This is a genomic window from Pseudoalteromonas piscicida, from assembly GCF_002744175.1.
Taxonomy (GTDB): domain Bacteria; phylum Pseudomonadota; class Gammaproteobacteria; order Enterobacterales; family Alteromonadaceae; genus Pseudoalteromonas; species Pseudoalteromonas piscicida_B.
Window position 1 is genome coordinate 38,199 of the sequence record NZ_NKHF01000041.1, and the last position, 16,191, is coordinate 54,389.

Sequence of the window (16,191 nt, forward strand, 5' to 3'; positions counted from 1 at the left end):
AAGACAAATTGACAACCGGGTTGCAAGGTTGCTCACCCAACCAGATAACACGCAGATTGTGGGCGGTTACTTGGGCGTATATTATACCCAAGTACCCCCAATAATGCACGGTTACAGTGCAGGTTTTAACACCGCAAGAAAGACGATGGCTAGCAGGATAAGTACGGGGAGTTCATTGAAATACCGGTAAAACTTGTCGCTTCTACGGTTTCGATCATGTTTAAAGTCAGCCAATAATTTAAAGCAAAACCCATGATAAATATAAAGCAAAATCACTAAAGTGAGCTTGTAGTGTAACCACATGCTGTGTCGAAACCATTCGCGTCCGTATTCAGTGATAGTTAACACGCCAAACACCGCAGTGAGAATGGCAAAAGGCGTAACAAAATAGAGTAAACGTCGCTCCATGATTTTGAGCATTGAGCTGCAAGACTTTTCTTCTGTCATAGCGTGATAAACAAACAAGCGTGGCAGATAGAAAATCCCAGCAAACCAGGCAATCATAAAAAAGATATGTAAGGCTTTATACGTTAGCAATAAGCTCATTATAAGTTCCACTTTTTAAACTAGAGTAAACTATTTCTGGTCGTGAGTATGTGACGAATTTGGTCCCATCGCAATAACCCAAGTATTTGTTTATCATCCTTTTGATTGTAAATGTAAACGGCGCCTGAGCGTTTGTCTTTAAGTACATCAAAGGCGTCGGCTAGCGTGGCCTGGGTACTTAATCCTTGCAACTCAATATAGGATACCGATACGCTTTCTTCAGAGATTAGGTTCAAATCGTACTCAGCTAAACGGTAGCCACTTTGTTCATCATAAACAATTAGCGGAGTTTGGCTGTCAACGGCCGAGAGCGTTTCTTTAATTTGCTCTTTGTCGTCGGAATAGAGCAGCTTAAAGTTTTCATCCATCTCGGCCACAATCCCCACCTTTTGTAACGCTTCTTTTGCTGGTGACACTTGGTAAGGCAAGCCCTGAAAATCAAGCTGTTGGATAAATATGGAGCGGTTGCCAAATGCTTGCAATGCGGTGACATAAGCGGTTGTGATCACAAGCATTGCAGGAACGATTATTTTTGGATTGGAAGTCAGCTCCATCACGGCGGTGAGCGCGGCCAATGGCGCGTGTAAAGTTGCGGCAAGCAGGCCAGCCATACCCAGTACGCCATAAGTCCCTGCGACATCAACACTCGGCTCAATAAATTGTGCAAAGAAGGACATCAGGGTGCCCATAATAACACCCAGCCCGATGACTGGGCCGATGAGCCCGCCTGGAATACCTAAACCGATAGCAAACAAGGTTGCCATGAGTTTCGCAATTAAAATTGTCGTCAGCAGCTGTAGATTGTGCGGAGACTCTACTGCTTGAGTAATGGCACTCATACCGGAGCCCATAGCTCCGGGCACGGCATACCCAATTAGTCCAGCAATGAGGCCTGCCAATAATAGGCGAGGAAACATGCTGATCGGCTTGAACGTCTTGATGATCATCATCAGGTTTTGATTAAAGGCAAAAGCAACAGCACCTAATGCGGCACCACAGATAATTAAATAGGGGTAATGCCAAAAGCTTAAGGGCGTAATGTGGATAAGCGCCAGCTCTGAGCTATTGCCAAAAACATATTGCGTACTCATCGCACCGATAACGGAAGCTAACATCACTGGAACAAAAATATGGATCTTGTATTCCCTAAGGACAACTTCCATCACAAATATAACGGCTGCAAGAGGGGTATTAAATGAAGCTGCGATACCTGCGGCAACACCACATCCAGCGAGTGTTCTTGCCGCATTTAATGGCAAATGTAAGCGCTCTGATAAGACGCTTGCAGCCGTTGCTCCCATGTGCACAGATGGCCCTTCTCGGCCAACAGAAAAGCCACTAATTAAGGCCACGGCTCCGCCAAAAAATTGGTTCGCAGAATTCCAGATTGGCATATGACCGTAATGATGCTTGATGCGATTAATAACGTAAGGAATACCGAGTCGGTAATGTTTAAACCCCGTTAAAGCGGCGAATACGGCAATCAGCAGGGCTGCCAGTACGGGTAAAAATAGCCGGTGTAATTCAGACAGTTCCGTAAAGTCATCTGGCTTATCTAAAAAAGTGCCTTGCACCAACTCTATCGTGAGACGAAATGCGATAATTAACATGGCCGCAAGCAAGCCCGCCCCGGCACCAAGTAGGCACAGTTGCGCTGAAGTTTTTGGTTTTGCTAGGCTTCGTCTTAGTGCATCCAGTGACATGAACGTCATTCCACAATAATTAACTTCATAAGAATACCAAATTTTTTACATTAAGTCCTTGTGCTGGCGCAACTTACACACAAACCATAAAGCCCTCTTGAAATTCTGAAACGGGATGGATGCTATACTTGATTAAAATACTCAGGTATTAGATAATTTAAAGATTACAGGATTAGGGGTCTAAATCTATGTCTGAACAGTTACCAATTCAGTTTTCTGACGCAGCAGCAAGCCGCGTAAAAGAGCTCATTGAGGAAGAAGAGAATACCAACCTGAAGTTGCGAGTGTATGTAACAGGTGGTGGTTGCTCAGGCTTTCAATATGGTTTCACCTTTGACGAAAAAGTAAATCCAGGTGATTTAGAAATCGTAAAAAATGGCGTTACTATGGTCGTTGACCCAATGAGTATCCAATACTTATTAGATGGTATTGTTGACTACACTGAAGGGCTTGAAGGTGCGCGTTTCTTTGTAAACAATCCAAATGCAACAACAACTTGCGGTTGCGGTGCGAGCTTTAGCGTTTAGTCAAGTTATACGGATTTTCTGAGTAAAGAGCCATGCTTTATGTCATGGCTTTTTTGTTTTTGCACTTTACCACTCACATCGTTTAAATTTGCCTACAGGCTCCCCGTTAAATACATCATCACGACAAAAAAGCCGAGCACAAACGTCGAAAACCCTAAGATGTAGATGAATCCTTTTTTGCCTTGTTTAAGCGGAACACCGTTAGAGCGCAGAAAATAGTACCAACCCAGACAGAGTAAAATTGGTAGCAAAAACAGTAATCGAATCATCTAACATTAGCCTCTTTTTTAACCTATTAGTAAATTCTAGCTGTAAGTTTTTATTTTTTAAAGAAAAATAATTTATTTCAAATACTGGTACATTTTTTAAAAATTTGATTAAAGTGTTACTGCATATTACAGCGCTTAATGAATTAAGAAAAAGTAAAAAATTAATTAGGTGTTACTGTTTTTTTAGTCTATACCTAATTGGGTACATAGGGACAAGTTAACATTTTGTCTACGTGTTACTATTTTTGGCACGAATTTATTCTGACTGCTGGTAACTTGTACCGTAAACAGGGTAAACTGTGCGCTTGATCTAAGTACTGACTAGTTTGGTTTTAAGTTCATAAGAATGTAAGGCCTTACATAGTATAGTGTTACGTTCAAGCATAGCTGTAATATTAAGTACAAAGCTAAATGAGACGGGCATATTTCATTTAGATAATTTTAGTCTTTCATCTAGTAGGAGATGTTTATATGATGGGTAAAACGGTTTCTTCTGAAGAAAACAGCAAGCTAACTAAGTGGCTAAAGTCAAAACGCCATGAGAAAGGCCATACAATGCGTAGCCTTGCTCAAGTGTTAGGTACACCACACTCGTTTATCGGTAAAATCGAAAACCAAGAGCGCCGTTTGGATGTGATTGAGTTTTTACGTTACTGTGAAGCGTTAGAAGTTGATCCGTATGAGGGCCTACAGCTAATTAAAGAAGAGCAATAAGCATTCTAGTTAGCAAAAACGCCTAGGGTGCAAGGATCTGCACCTCTAGTTTTTGTTAGCATGGTATGCCTTTTCAATAGCATAAAGCTTGTGCCTAATCAGATATAAGAATAATAACGATGGCAGCACCATAAGCGCAGTTAGCGCAAAGAAGAGTGCCCAATTACCTCCAAGCAAATCATCAATCACAAAACCACTATAACCTGACAGCACAGTTCTGCTAAGGCTTCCAAGGGAAGCAAGCAGGGCGTAGTGGGTTGCGCTAAATGCGCGGTCACATAGCATAGAAATAAATGCAACCATAGCTACCAATGACCAAGCCTGTGTAAAGCCATCGACCACAATTGCGAGTGCGTACAGATGCTCCTGTGGGCCAGCAACCGCTATCCAAGAAAACATCAAATTAGAGGCTGCCATAGCGACACCGCTAATAAACAAGCCTTTCACTATGCCGTATTTATGGTTAAAAATACTACCTAAAAAAGCAAAAATGATGGTGATAACACCTGTGCCTAATTTGGAGTATTGGCCAATTTGCGTATTGGTAAAGCCAATTTCTTTATAAAATACAATAGACATCCTAGCTAAAAAGGCTTCACCTATTTTAAATAAGAATATAAAGGCGAGTAGGGCTAGTGCCGTTTTTACCCCGTTATTTTCAAAGAAGCGTTTAAACGGTTCAACAATGGTAACGGCAAGCCATGCAAAGACTTTTTTCTGTGTAGATGAGGAGTTAATTTGGTTTAGCTTTTGCTCATAGCTTTGTTGCAGTTGAGCCTGAACCTGTTCTCGATGAGATATTGGCTCTTTTGCAAGTAGCGTAACGCACAACAACCCAAAAACAATGACACTGAGTATTTGGTATATCATTGGCCAACTAAAACCGGGCAAGTCGGCAATAAAAAAGGGGATTGCGCCAAGCAGTGCGTAGCCCGACCACCAACCCGATGTTGCCATCGCGGCAGCAGCGGTTGCTTTCTCACTTTCATTTTCTGGCAAAATATCAATGCGGTAAGCATCGATAGCAATGTCTTGCGTTGCTGAGAAAATTGCAATAATAAAGCAGAGTAATGCAGCATGCGATAAGTGATCTTTAATTGAAATACTCGCCAACAAAAAGGTGGCGATAATAATGATCACCTGACAGCTTGCTATCCAACTACGACGCTGCCCAAGCTTGCTATTCAACCATGGTAATTTAAGGCGATCTACCAGTGGAGACCACAAAAAGTTGATAGTATAAGCACCATAAACTAAACCAAAAAGCCCTATAGTACTGCGGCTTAACCCTTCATCTTTAAGCCAAGCTGACATCACCGAGCCTATCAATACCCAAGGGAAGCCGCTACTTATGCCAAAAGCAAAAACAGTTAATAGGCGTTTGTCTTTATAGTAACTAAGGTATTGTGAGAAACTAGATGATATCAACATAACAGCGCGTTACTCAGGCTGCTTCAATACTTCGATTGAAAGGATCACAACCGGCTCTTTAGGGATAAAGGTATAACCCAGCTTCTCGTTGTATCCTGTTTCAACCTTCATGATGGCATCTAGTGTTTCATATCCTTCCATAATATTACCAAATACTGCAAAGCCCCAGCCTTTGCCGGGATTCAAGTGGTCGTTGTTATCCATATTAAAAAAGAACTGCCTAGTTCCTGAATGTGGTTTGTTGTCTTGGTAGGCCATGGCAATGGTGTACATGTCGTTTTTTAGGCCATTACCACTTTCATTAAAAATCGCTTCACGTTCAAACATGCCATCATATTCTTTGTCGTAACCACCACCTTGAATAACAAAGTCTTTATCATTGGCTTCGTCACGCTCAACCCGATGAAACACCGAACCATTGTAGTCTTTGTTAATGACATAGGTCAGGAAGTTATTCACCGTGATAGGGGCTCTTGATCTATCTAGCTCAACGACAATTGGGCCTTTTGTTGTATTGATCTTCACCTGCGGGAATAAATTATTTTTCTGTACAAACTTGCCATTCATCTCGGCAAAAACATTCATACTTAACAGTAAGATGGTTAAACTTAGTATTATTTTTTTCATTAACGTCCTCTCACAAATTGAATAAATTCTGGATCTTGCACAACACGGGTAACCACTTGTTGAGCTAGGTTATTAAGTTGCTCTTCTACCTTGGCTTGGTCGTGTTTTAATGGGCCGGTTAAATTTGCACTTCCTTTATATTGCTTTTCGAAACTGCGGGACCCTTGTTTGATTTGTATTGTGACATCAGTGTGTGCATCGCTTTGATGTTGTGATAGCGATTCTTCAATGATGGCTTTAAAGCGGTTAATATTAACAATAATTTGGGTGTTGGCAATTGGAGTAACTTGCGCACCGTGGGCTGCCAGTGCTTGCTCGAAAACTTGATTTAAGTTTACCGGTAGATTGGCATCGGGCATATACAAAGCCGGTTCTTGATTTTTGACTCGAATAGTATATTTGGTAGTACGAAGGTCATTCACCTGAAGCGTGACATTAGTAGCCAGTGCATTCGATGATGGACCTTGATATTGTGGGTGCAGTATCACGCTTCGAGGCGTACTCTCACATCCGACCAATGCTAGAGTTAGCAAAGCAATGAGCAATGGAAAACGCATTTTTTAGCTCCTTTTTATCGCACTTAGTACAGTGAATTTCTTATTGTTGCCAAGTATCTTAGCGTTACCGAACAGGCGTTTTAGTTTGTCATCGTATTCAAGGTGGCGGTTTCCGATTATTCTCAGCTCCCCCCCTTGACGAAGTGTAGCCTTGGCTTGCATAAACATCTGCCAAGCAATGTGATCGGTAATTGCATTTGCTTGGTGAAATGGCGGGTTACACAGTACCAGATCCGCGCCTTCGTTTTCAAAGCCGCTAAGACAGTCGTTTTGTACAAAGCGACAGTCTTTGACTCGCTCTGGTAAGTTATGACTGATATTGTGTTTAGCACTATGTACAGCCATTGCCGATTCATCGATAAAAGTGACCGATGCATTGGGCATTCTCGCTAAAGTCATCAACCCGATTACACCATTGCCACAACCCAAATCAATGACCTTTAAGGGCTTTTTACCCATAGGTAAATAATTTATGAAAAACCGAGCCCCGATATCGAGAGAATCTCGAGAGAATACATTCGCTTCATTCGATAAAGTGAAATCCGTTTTCTCCAAAGGCCAAGACACTGGGAATTTACTATCGATTGCTTTCGCTGACGTTCTGCTGAATACCAAGCGTGATTTTTTAACCGCCAGACTGGTTGTCGGCTCAGTTAAAAAGTGAGTAAAGCTTTTGAGGGTTGAGGTGTGGATCTCTTTGGCTTTACCTGCTGCAATTACAGGAATATCTGCTGCCAGCTTGCTCAACTTAGCCAATTGCGATTGCAAGAGCCCTGAGTTTTTAGGGATCTTTATCAAGATAAGATCAAGGTCTTGCGGATAGGGGTCCATGCTAGTTAACACATTAATTTGTGTATTGCTTAGCGCGTTGGCGTGCAAATTATGTTGATACGCTAAGGTACTCACGTAGGAGTCAGTTACTACCGTGCAATGCTTGTCGGCGAGTGCACAGCATAATGCCCCGAAACTATCGTTAAGAATTAAGATTCGATTTGCGTCGTGGTGGTGTTCAAAGACATAATCTAGCAGGTATTCGTCGGCTGAATCCCAAGCTTGTAAGCTACGATTTTTTTGATCGAGTGGAAACCTGTGTAGCGTAAAAGGGTTTCCAGCTAGAATTGCATCAGTCGTCATGAGAGTATTCTGTAAATAAAAGCAGCGGGTAGTTTAACATGAGAGCAGTAGACAAAGCACGGAACTTGCCGACAGGTTTTAGCTACCAGCCGCAAGCCATTAGCTTTGACAAGAGTCTAGCTTTGTATGATGCGTTGCTTGCATCGGTGCCTTGGCAGCAAAATACCATCACATTATTTGGCAAAACACACCAAACTCCGAGGCTTGAACGTTTTATTGCCGACCCAGGTGTGCGTTACAGTTACTCTGGCAAGTTACTCGAAAATGCTCCTTGGCCCCCAATGTTACTGGGGATCAGAGCAACTTTAGAGCAGCGTTTCAATGTGACATTTAATGCGGTATTGGCAAATTTTTATCGTGATGGTCAAGATAGCATGGGCTGGCATAGTGATGATGAGCCTGAGCTCGGCCCCACTCCCGTGATTGCATCGTTGTCACTTGGGGCGACACGCAAATTTAAAATACGTCACAAAAGCAACCAATCGGTGACCGATATTTTGCTCGAAACTGGTAGTCTCCTTGTGATGCAAGGTGATAGCCAGCGGGACTATCAGCATGCGTTACCTAAGCAAGCAAAGGTCACCCAAGGGCGCATTAATCTGACTTTTCGAAGTGTTGGAAATACGGGGTGATAGGCGTATAGTAGCGACACGAATTGCTCTAGGAGACACAATACAATGTCAATGCAATCACAGATTTATGACAAAATAGCAGAGGCGCTTGCGTGTAAACACCTCAATGTTATCAATGAAAGCCATATGCATAGTCGCGGTGAAGACTCTCACTTTAAGGTGATTGTTGTTAGCGAACAATTTATTGGCCAGCGTTTACTCCAGCGTCATAGAAAAATCAATGAAGTGCTAAAAGATGAACTACAGAATCACATCCATGCTTTAGCAATTCACGCCTACACGCCAGAAGAGTTCTCAGAAAAAGAGGGGCAGGCACCGGCGTCACCTAAATGCTTAGGTGGGTCGAAGCTCGACAGCTGATCAGATGTGTATTTTGCATATCTACCAGTACACTACGCAGTAATTTTAATAAAGTGAGGGTAATCTCACTTTTATTTTGTATCAAATCAATGGATAGGATCTCTTATGGTCATTAAACCAAAAATTCGTGGATTTATTTGTACCAATGCACATCCAGTAGGCTGTGCTGAGCATGTAAAAGAACAGATTGACTACGTAAAACAACATGGGCAAATCGAAAATGGCCCTAAGAATGTGTTAGTGATCGGTGCATCAACAGGTTACGGCTTGGCATCACGTATTACCGCCGCTTTTGGTGCAGGCGCGAAAACCCTAGGTATCTTTTTCGAAAAAGAAGGTACAGAGAAGAAAACTGCTTCTGCTGGTTGGTACAATACCGCTGCATTTCAGCAAGCGGCTGAGGAAGCCGGGTTGTGGTCTAAGAATATCAACGGCGATGCGTTTTCTGATGAGCTAAAACAAAAAACCATCGAAACCATTAAAGCTGAACTTGGTAAAGTTGATTTAGTGGTATACAGCTTAGCGTCTCCTCGTCGTAAAGACCCTAAGTCTGACGAGGTTTATTCTTCGACACTTAAGCCTATCGGTTCTTCGATAACAACCAAAAACCTCAACACATCAAAGCGTATTATTGATGAAGTTACTGTTGAAGCTGCCAATGAAGAGGAAATTGCCAATACGGTTAAAGTGATGGGCGGCGAAGACTGGGAACTTTGGATCGACGCGCTGAAACAAGCTGATGTGTTAGCTGATGGCTTTAAGACAACTGCCTACACTTACATTGGTAAAGAACTTACTTGGCCTATTTACGGTCACGCGACGATCGGTAAAGCCAAAGAAGATTTAGACCGTGCAACACAAGCAATTCGTGAAGCAACGGCCGATATCAATGGTGAAGCTTATGTTTCTTCATTGAATGCTGTGGTAACTCAAGCAAGTTCGGCGATCCCGATTATGCCTTTATATATCTCTGCACTTTTCAAAGTGATGAAAGGGGATGGTACGTATGAAGGCACAATTGAGCAGATCCATGGCCTATTCACTGAAAACCTATACGGACAGTCACCACGCTTTGATGAAGGTGGTCATTTATTCCAAAACTATAAAGAGCTAGAAGACGGTGTTCAGGCTCGAGTGCAAACCATTTGGGATACCGTAGATACGGATACCATTGATGAATTGACGGATTATGTTGGCTATCACAACGAATTCTTGAAATTATTTGGTTTTGGTATCGACGGTGTTGATTATGACGCAGATGTGGATGCTGACGTAAAGATTAATCACATACTCTAAGGTTAGTTAGGGGGAGGGGAGAGTGCCCTTATTGTTTGTGACACTCACCTTTTATTTTCTCCATACTTGGAAAACTTGGTTGCCGCAGCGCAGGTAGCCAAGTTGAATATGCTGAATAAAAAAATGGGTGAGGTACTACCGTACTTCACCCATTTTTTTATTCGGTCATTATTATCATGCGTTAATAAAAATCTGAGTCACTATTCGAATTTTGCTTATTTTTCGATAATCGAGTAAGAAAAATTTTATCTATGCAACTTTGGTCTATACTCCTTCCAGTGATGGATTTTTCAACTAATCTAAATCCACGTTAAAGTCGTATTAATTTCATAATTCCACTCGCATACTCAGTACGATTAATGTTAAAATCAGAGAAATATGTGAGGACTTTTATCACGACGCTGCTTTTTTGTGCGCGTTGAGGGGTATTTTGGCAGGGCTTGTTTGGGAACCCTATCCGGACTCATAACTTACTGCTCTTTATACCTAATACTTAGTACAAACGAGGTGGCGCTGTGGTGACTAAAGATATTTTCAGTTTCTTTCCGTTAATGTAATGCAAGTGCGTATGATCAACATAAAAAAAGGTCTGGACTTACCAATAGAGGGCGCACCTCAGCAAGTTATTCATGATGGTTCTGCTGTCAAACGAGTGGCTGTGCTAGGTGAAGAATTCATCGGTATGCGTCCTACCATGCATGTTCGTGTGGATGACCAAGTCAAAAAAGGCCAAGTTCTTTTTGAAGATAAAAAGAACCCAGGCGTCAAGTTTACTGCGCCAGCTTCTGGTGTAGTTAAAGAAATCAACCGTGGTGCTAAGCGTGTACTTCAGTCCGTTGTGATCGAAGTTCAAGGCGACGAGCAAATCACTTTTGAGAAGTTTTCGGCTGCTGAACTAAGCAACCTAGACTCTGATAAAGTGAAGGAAGTGCTAATCGAATCTGGTCAGTGGCCAGCCCTTCGTGCACGTCCATTTAGCCGTGTCGCTGTGCCAAGTGCAACACCAAGCTCAATCTTTGTGACAGCAACAGATACTAATCCGTTGGCAGCAGATCCTGCTGTTATCATCGCAGAAAACGTGGAAGCGTTTGAAGCGGGTCTAGCGGTAGTATCACGTCTGACTGAAGGCAAAGTATTTGTGTGTAAGAAGGCCGGTGCTAACGTACCAAGCTCTTCAATCTCACAAGTAGAAGTACATGAGTTTGCAGGTGTTCACCCAGCAGGTAACGTAGGCACTCACATTCACTTCCTAGATTCTGTAGGCACAAACAAGCAAGTTTGGCACCTTGGTTATCAAGATGTCATCGCGTTTGGTAAATTGTTCCTAACAGGTGAAATCTATTCAGACAGAGTAGTTGCGCTAGCAGGACCTCGAGTTAAGAATCCTCGTCTAGTGAAAACTCAAGTCGGTGCGTCGCTAACAGATTTAGTTGCAGGCGAGCTTGAAGACGGTGATAACCGAGTCATTTCTGGCTCTGTGTTAGCTGGTAAAACAGCAACCGGACCTCATGCTTACCTTGGTCGTTACCATACTCAAGTTTCAGTATTACTTGAAGGTCGTGAGAAAGAGCTGTTTGGCTGGATCGCACCGGGTAGTGACAAATTCTCAGTGACACGTACATTCATTTCACACTTAGCACCTAGCCGTTTGTTCAAAATGACAACGTCTACAGGTGGCTCTAAGCGTGCAATGGTACCAATCGGTAACTATGAGCGTGTTATGCCACTCGATATTTTGCCAACACTATTATTGCGTGATCTTATTTCACGTGATTTAGACTCTGCGATTTCGTTAGGTGCACTAGAGCTAGATGAAGAAGATTTAGCACTATGTACTTATGTATGTCCGGGCAAATATGAGTACGGTTCAATCCTACGCGATTGCCTGACTACTATCGAGAAGGAAGGTTAAAAATGGCCTTAAAGAAATTTTTAGAAGACATTGAACCTCACTTTGAACCTGGTGGTAAACACGAGAAGTGGTACGCGCTTTATGAAGCCGTAGCAACTATCTTTTATACTCCAGGTTATGTAAACAAAGGTGCAACGCACGTTCGTGATAACATCGACCTAAAACGTATTATGATTTTAGTGTGGATGGCGACGTTCCCAGCGATGTTCTTTGGTATGTTCAACATCGGTCACCAAGCTGCGATGGCACTAGGTAATGGTTTTGAACTGGCAAACACATGGCAGGTAGCTATTTTCCAAGCGCTTGGTGGTGAGTTAACTGCTGATGCAGGTTGGGGCGCCAAGATGTTCTATGGTGCGTGTTTCTTCCTCCCTATTTATGCGACGGTTTTTGCTGTTGGTGGTTTCTGGGAAGTATTATTTGCATCGGTACGTAAGCACGAAGTGAACGAAGGTTTCTTCGTAACGTCAGTACTGTTTGCGCTGATCCTGCCTGCGACGATCCCACTTTGGCAAGCCGCTTTAGGTATTACGTTTGGTGTTGTTATCGCGAAGGAAATCTTTGGTGGTACAGGCCGTAACTTCCTAAACCCAGCACTTGCTGGCCGTGCGTTCCTATTCTTTGCTTATCCAGCTGATATTTCTGGTGATACAGTGTGGACTGCCGTTGACTCGTTCTCTGGTGCCACTTACTTAGGTCAAGCGACTGCAGGTTCACTAGACTATAGCAACATGGACCTTTGGTTTAACGCATTCTACGGCTTTATTCAAGGCTCTGTAGGTGAAACATCAACGCTAGCAATCTTACTTGGTGGTTTGTTCCTGATTTATGTTCGTATCGCTTCATGGCGCATCGTACTAGGTACATTCATTGGTATGGTTGTAATGTCATTCGTTCTAAATGCAATTGGTTCTGAAACAAATGCTGCGTTTGCTATGCCTTGGCACTGGCACTTAGTACTTGGTGGTTTTGCATTTGGTATGTTCTTTATGGCAACAGACCCTGTATCTGCGTCTTTCACAGACAAAGGTAAGTGGTTATACGGTGCGCTAATCGGTGTAATGGTTGTGCTTATCCGTGTTGTTAACCCGGCATACCCAGAGGGCATGATGTTAGCTATCCTATTCGCTAACCTTTTTGCTCCACTATTCGACCACTTCGTAGTGCAGTCAAATGTGAAGAGGAGATTGGCACGTGTCAACTAATAATGAATCAATGGGCAAGACGCTCGGCGTAGTTGTTGGCTTATGTTTAGTGTGTGCAATCGTAGTATCTTTTGCTTCGGTTCAGCTTCGTCCTATGCAGCAAGCAAACAAAAACGAAGATATTCAACGCAACATTTTAGCCGTTGCAGGCTTCGATAAAGTTAAAAATGTATCTGAAATTTTTAACCAAAACATCGAGTCACGCGTTGTTAGTCTTAAAACGGGTGAGTTTGTAGAAGACGTTAAAGCAGAGTCTTTTGACTTTGAAGCGACTAAGTTTGATGCCAAACGTAGTTACAAGCTTTCAAAAGAAGAAGATAAAGCGGGTATTCAACGTATCACGAATAACTCTCCGGTTTATTTTGCAAAAGATGACCAAGGTAAAGTGTCTACAATCATTCTACCAATCCAAGGTTATGGCCTTTGGGGTGTGATGTATGGTTTCCTTGCACTTGAAGCTGATGGTGAGACGATTAAGTCAATCAACTTTTATAAGCACAGCGAAACTCCAGGTCTTGGTGGCGAAATCCAAAACCCTAAGTGGACTGCACTTTGGGATGGTAAAGCGCTTCCTATTGACGTAGTTAAAGGTAGTGCTGGCGGAAACGAACACAAGGTAGACGGTCTATCTGGTGCAACACTAACGTCTAATGGTGTTGATCACACAGTTGATTTCTGGACAAGCGACAAAGCGTTTGGTCCATTCCTTGCGAAAGTACGTAAAGGAGCATTGAACTAATGGCTAATGCAAAAGAAATGAAGGAAGTCTTGTTTGGTCCTGTTTTTGCGAACAACCCAATTGCGTTGCAAGTACTGGGTATCTGTTCTGCACTAGCGGTAACATCAAGCCTTAAAAATGCACTTATCATGTCAATTGCATTGACTTTGGTTACTGCGTTTTCAAGTTTATTTATCTCAATGATCCGTAACCACATTCCTTCAAGTGTGCGTATCATTGTACAAATGACGATTATTGCATCTCTAGTAATCGTTGTAGACCAAGTGCTTCAAGCCGTTGTTTACTCAACAGCAAAAGAGCTATCGACGTTCATCGGTCTTATCATTACTAACTGTATCGTAATGGGCCGTGCAGAAGCCTATGCAATGAAGTCACCACCAACGATGTCATTCCTTGATGGTATCGGTAACGGTCTAGGTTACTCTGTTGTGCTTCTAACTGTTGGCTTTATCCGTGAACTATTCGGTGCTGGCACATTGTTCGGTGTTGAGATCCTACCGCTTATCTCTGAAGGTGGTTGGTATCAGCCTATGGGTCTACTAGTTATGCCGTTCAGCTCATTCTTCATCGTTGGTGCTTTCATTTGGGCACTACGTACTTGGAAGAAAGAGCAAGTAGAAGCGAAGGCATAAGGGGAGAGAGATGGAACAATATATCAATTTATTCATAAAAGCGGTTTTCATTGAAAACTTAGCTTTATCTTTCTTCTTAGGTATGTGTACTTTCTTGGCAGTATCTAAGAAAGTAACTACATCACTAGGTCTAGGTATTGCGGTAGTTGTAGTACTTGGTATTTCTGTACCAGTTAACAACCTTGTTTATCACGCAGTATTGGCACCAGGTGCGCTTGAGTGGTTAGGCTTCGCAGAAGTGGATCTTAGCTTCTTACGCTTCTTGACGTTTATCGGTGTAATCGCAGCACTTGTTCAAATTCTAGAAATGACATTGGATAAGTTCTTCCCTGCACTATATAACGCACTTGGTATTTTCCTACCACTAATCACAGTAAACTGTGCGATTTTTGGTGCGGTATCATTCATGGTTGAACGTAACTTAAACTTCGGTGAGTCGGTAGTTTATGGTCTAGGTTCAGGTGTGGGCTGGGCACTTGCTATCGTATTGTTAGCGGGTATTCGTGAGAAGATGAAGTATGCAGACGTTCCAGATGGACTACGCGGCTTAGGTATTACCTTTGTGACTGTAGGTCTGATGGGCTTTGGCTTCATGTCATTCTCTGGTATTTCACTGTAAGGTAGCGAGGAAACTATACGATGGAAACTATTGTATTAGGCGTAAGCATGTTCATCGCTATCGTTGTGATGTTAGTGCTTATTATCATTGCAGCGAAATCGAAGCTTGTAGCAAGCGGTGACGTGACAATTGATATTAATGGCGATCCTGAAAAAGCGATCAAGACACCTGCTGGCGGTAAGCTACTAGGTGCACTTGCAAACGCAGGTATTTTCGTATCGTCAGCGTGTGGTGGTGGTGGCTCATGTGGCCAGTGTCGCGTACATGTTAAAGAGGGTGGTGGTGACATTCTACCAACCGAACTTGACCACATCTCTAAAGGTGAAGCGCGTGAAGGCTGTCGTCTAGCGTGTCAGGTTAATGTTAAAAACGACATGGAAATCGAAGTTGAAGAATCAATCTTCGGTGTTAAAAAGTGGGAATGTACTGTTATCTCTAACGATAACAAAGCAACCTTCATCAAGGAGCTTAAGCTTGGCATCCCTGAAGGTGAAGTTGTACCTTTCCGTGCTGGTGGTTACATTCAGATTGAAGCACCTGCTCACCATGTTAAATATGCAGACTATGATATTCCTGAAGAATATCGTGCTGACTGGGAGCGTTTTGGCTTCTTTAAGCTAGAGTCTAAAGTTGACGAAGAAACGATCCGTGCATACTCAATGGCTAACTACCCAGAAGAGTTTGGCATCATCATGCTAAACGTACGTATCGCAACTCCGCCGCCAAATAACCTAACATTGCCTTGTGGTAAGATGTCATCGTACATTTGGTCACTTAAAGAAGGTGATAAGGTGACTATTTCTGGTCCATTCGGTGAATTCTTCGCGAAAGACACTGATGCAGAAATGGTATTCGTTGGTGGTGGTGCTGGTATGGCGCCAATGCGTTCACACATTTTCGATCAGCTTAAGCGTCTAAACTCTAAGCGTAAGATGTCTTTCTGGTACGGTGCTCGTTCTAAGCGTGAAATGTTCTACGTGGAAGACTTTGACGGTCTAGCAGAAGAAAATGATAACTTCGAATGGCATGTTGCACTTTCTGATCCTCAACCAGAGGATAACTGGGAAGGTTACACTGGCTTCATCCACAACGTACTTTATGAAAACTACTTGAAAGATCATGAAGCACCTGAAGATTGTGAGTTCTACATGTGTGGTCCTCCAATGATGAACGCGGCAGTTATTAACATGCTTAAAGACTTAGGTGTTGAAGACGAAAACATCCTACTTGATGACTTCGGTGGTTAATTAGGTTTCGGTCTAACAATGAACTTAAGTTAGAATATAAG

General features: G+C 42.6%; 17 protein-coding genes. 11 read left to right on the forward strand and 6 right to left on the reverse strand.

Going from position 1 to position 16,191, the window contains the following annotated elements; all coding sequences use genetic code 11:
* Positions 1 to 111 precede the first annotated feature (111 nt).
* The gene (locus CEX98_RS09290) at positions 112 to 546 is read right to left on the reverse strand and encodes a CopD family protein (RefSeq protein WP_099641795.1); all 435 of its coding nucleotides are present in this window, start codon (positions 544 to 546) and stop codon (positions 112 to 114) included.
* A gap of 20 nt (positions 547 to 566) precedes the next feature.
* The gene (locus CEX98_RS09295) at positions 567 to 2,249 is read right to left on the reverse strand and encodes a chloride channel protein (protein WP_099641796.1); all 1,683 of its coding nucleotides are present in this window, start codon (positions 2,247 to 2,249) and stop codon (positions 567 to 569) included.
* A 188-nt stretch (positions 2,250 to 2,437) separates the two neighbouring features.
* On the opposite strand from CEX98_RS09295, the gene erpA reads away from it, so the two are divergent.
* Both erpA and CEX98_RS09305 read left to right on the forward strand, forming a co-directional pair.
* Positions 2,438 to 2,776, forward strand: a complete 339-nt coding sequence (erpA, locus tag CEX98_RS09300) for an iron-sulfur cluster insertion protein ErpA (RefSeq protein ID WP_099641797.1) — start codon at positions 2,438 to 2,440, stop codon at positions 2,774 to 2,776.
* A gap of 740 nt (positions 2,777 to 3,516) precedes the next feature.
* Positions 3,517 to 3,759 carry a helix-turn-helix domain-containing protein gene (locus tag CEX98_RS09305; protein WP_099641798.1) on the forward strand — a complete coding sequence of 81 codons (243 nt, stop codon included), beginning with the start codon at positions 3,517 to 3,519 and terminating at the stop codon, positions 3,757 to 3,759.
* Positions 3,760 to 3,804: 45 nt separating this feature from the next.
* On the opposite strand, the gene CEX98_RS09310 is transcribed toward CEX98_RS09305, so the two are convergent.
* From CEX98_RS09310 to CEX98_RS09325, 4 genes are read right to left on the reverse strand one after another with little or no spacing between them, the layout of a single operon-like run.
* Entirely contained in the window at positions 3,805 to 5,190 is a 1,386-nt protein-coding gene (locus CEX98_RS09310) for an AmpG family muropeptide MFS transporter (protein ID WP_099641799.1), read from the reverse strand.
* A gap of 9 nt (positions 5,191 to 5,199) precedes the next feature.
* The gene (locus tag CEX98_RS09315) at positions 5,200 to 5,775 is read right to left on the reverse strand and encodes a peptidylprolyl isomerase (protein ID WP_425334947.1); all 576 of its coding nucleotides are present in this window, start codon (positions 5,773 to 5,775) and stop codon (positions 5,200 to 5,202) included.
* A gap of 41 nt (positions 5,776 to 5,816) precedes the next feature.
* Complete coding sequence (locus tag CEX98_RS09320) at positions 5,817 to 6,374, reverse strand: YajG family lipoprotein (protein WP_099641801.1); 558 nt, start codon at positions 6,372 to 6,374, stop codon at positions 5,817 to 5,819.
* Positions 6,375 to 6,377: 3 nt separating this feature from the next.
* Positions 6,378 to 7,508: a methyltransferase gene (locus CEX98_RS09325; RefSeq protein WP_099641802.1), complete on the reverse strand. Its 1,131-nt coding sequence runs from the start codon at positions 7,506 to 7,508 to the stop codon at positions 6,378 to 6,380.
* A 38-nt stretch (positions 7,509 to 7,546) separates the two neighbouring features.
* On the opposite strand from CEX98_RS09325, the gene CEX98_RS09330 reads away from it, so the two are divergent.
* The 9 genes from CEX98_RS09330 to nqrF all read left to right on the forward strand — a co-directional run bounded on the left by CEX98_RS09330 (position 7,547) and on the right by nqrF (position 16,150).
* Positions 7,547 to 8,140: an alpha-ketoglutarate-dependent dioxygenase AlkB family protein gene (locus CEX98_RS09330; RefSeq protein WP_099641803.1), complete on the forward strand. Its 594-nt coding sequence runs from the start codon at positions 7,547 to 7,549 to the stop codon at positions 8,138 to 8,140.
* Positions 8,141 to 8,185: 45 nt separating this feature from the next.
* On the forward strand, positions 8,186 to 8,500 hold the full coding sequence (locus CEX98_RS09335) for a BolA family protein (protein ID WP_099641804.1): 315 nt from the start codon (positions 8,186 to 8,188) through the stop codon (positions 8,498 to 8,500).
* Positions 8,501 to 8,605: 105 nt separating this feature from the next.
* Positions 8,606 to 9,796, forward strand: coding sequence for an enoyl-ACP reductase FabV (gene fabV / locus CEX98_RS09345; protein WP_099641805.1), 1,191 nt, complete (start codon positions 8,606 to 8,608; stop codon positions 9,794 to 9,796).
* A gap of 568 nt (positions 9,797 to 10,364) precedes the next feature.
* Positions 10,365 to 11,708, forward strand: coding sequence for a Na(+)-translocating NADH-quinone reductase subunit A (locus CEX98_RS09350; RefSeq protein ID WP_099641849.1), 1,344 nt, complete (start codon positions 10,365 to 10,367; stop codon positions 11,706 to 11,708).
* Between the two features lie 2 nt (positions 11,709 to 11,710).
* Positions 11,711 to 12,913 (forward strand): NADH:ubiquinone reductase (Na(+)-transporting) subunit B, encoded by a 1,203-nt coding sequence (locus CEX98_RS09355; RefSeq protein WP_099641806.1) that lies wholly within the window; start codon positions 11,711 to 11,713, stop codon positions 12,911 to 12,913.
* On the forward strand, positions 12,903 to 13,652 hold the full coding sequence (locus CEX98_RS09360) for a Na(+)-translocating NADH-quinone reductase subunit C (RefSeq protein ID WP_099641807.1): 750 nt from the start codon (positions 12,903 to 12,905) through the stop codon (positions 13,650 to 13,652). Before CEX98_RS09355 ends, CEX98_RS09360 begins: the two co-directional genes overlap by 11 nt.
* On the forward strand, positions 13,652 to 14,284 hold the full coding sequence (locus CEX98_RS09365; RefSeq protein WP_010372200.1) for an NADH:ubiquinone reductase (Na(+)-transporting) subunit D: 633 nt from the start codon (positions 13,652 to 13,654) through the stop codon (positions 14,282 to 14,284). The genes CEX98_RS09360 and CEX98_RS09365 overlap by 1 nt, the downstream gene beginning before the upstream one ends.
* 10 nt (positions 14,285 to 14,294) lie before the next feature.
* Complete coding sequence (gene nqrE, locus CEX98_RS09370; protein ID WP_099641808.1) at positions 14,295 to 14,903, forward strand: NADH:ubiquinone reductase (Na(+)-transporting) subunit E; 609 nt, start codon at positions 14,295 to 14,297, stop codon at positions 14,901 to 14,903.
* A gap of 20 nt (positions 14,904 to 14,923) precedes the next feature.
* Positions 14,924 to 16,150 carry an NADH:ubiquinone reductase (Na(+)-transporting) subunit F gene (nqrF, locus tag CEX98_RS09375; RefSeq protein WP_099641809.1) on the forward strand — a complete coding sequence of 409 codons (1,227 nt, stop codon included), beginning with the start codon at positions 14,924 to 14,926 and terminating at the stop codon, positions 16,148 to 16,150.
* Positions 16,151 to 16,191: the final 41 nt, after the last annotated feature.

Excerpts from the sequence above, each read along its gene's own strand:
- CEX98_RS09290 (WP_099641795.1), bottom strand. The coding sequence starts at position 546 with ATGAGCTTATTGCTAACGTATAAAGCCTTACATATCTTTTTTATGATT.
- CEX98_RS09295 (WP_099641796.1), bottom strand. The coding sequence starts at position 2,249 with ATGTCACTGGATGCACTAAGACGAAGCCTAGCAAAACCAAAAACTTCA.
- erpA (WP_099641797.1), top strand. The coding sequence starts at position 2,438 with ATGTCTGAACAGTTACCAATTCAGTTTTCTGACGCAGCAGCAAGCCGC.
- CEX98_RS09305 (WP_099641798.1), top strand. The coding sequence starts at position 3,517 with ATGATGGGTAAAACGGTTTCTTCTGAAGAAAACAGCAAGCTAACTAAG.
- CEX98_RS09310 (WP_099641799.1), bottom strand. The coding sequence starts at position 5,190 with ATGTTGATATCATCTAGTTTCTCACAATACCTTAGTTACTATAAAGAC.
- CEX98_RS09315 (WP_425334947.1), bottom strand. The coding sequence starts at position 5,775 with ATGAATGTTTTTGCCGAGATGAATGGCAAGTTTGTACAGAAAAATAAT.
- CEX98_RS09320 (WP_099641801.1), bottom strand. The coding sequence starts at position 6,374 with ATGCGTTTTCCATTGCTCATTGCTTTGCTAACTCTAGCATTGGTCGGA.
- CEX98_RS09325 (WP_099641802.1), bottom strand. The coding sequence starts at position 7,508 with ATGACGACTGATGCAATTCTAGCTGGAAACCCTTTTACGCTACACAGG.
- CEX98_RS09330 (WP_099641803.1), top strand. The coding sequence starts at position 7,547 with ATGAGAGCAGTAGACAAAGCACGGAACTTGCCGACAGGTTTTAGCTAC.
- CEX98_RS09335 (WP_099641804.1), top strand. The coding sequence starts at position 8,186 with ATGTCAATGCAATCACAGATTTATGACAAAATAGCAGAGGCGCTTGCG.
- fabV (WP_099641805.1), top strand. The coding sequence starts at position 8,606 with ATGGTCATTAAACCAAAAATTCGTGGATTTATTTGTACCAATGCACAT.
- CEX98_RS09350 (WP_099641849.1), top strand. The coding sequence starts at position 10,365 with ATGATCAACATAAAAAAAGGTCTGGACTTACCAATAGAGGGCGCACCT.
- CEX98_RS09355 (WP_099641806.1), top strand. The coding sequence starts at position 11,711 with ATGGCCTTAAAGAAATTTTTAGAAGACATTGAACCTCACTTTGAACCT.
- CEX98_RS09365 (WP_010372200.1), top strand. The coding sequence starts at position 13,652 with ATGGCTAATGCAAAAGAAATGAAGGAAGTCTTGTTTGGTCCTGTTTTT.
- nqrE (WP_099641808.1), top strand. The coding sequence starts at position 14,295 with ATGGAACAATATATCAATTTATTCATAAAAGCGGTTTTCATTGAAAAC.
- nqrF (WP_099641809.1), top strand. The coding sequence starts at position 14,924 with ATGGAAACTATTGTATTAGGCGTAAGCATGTTCATCGCTATCGTTGTG.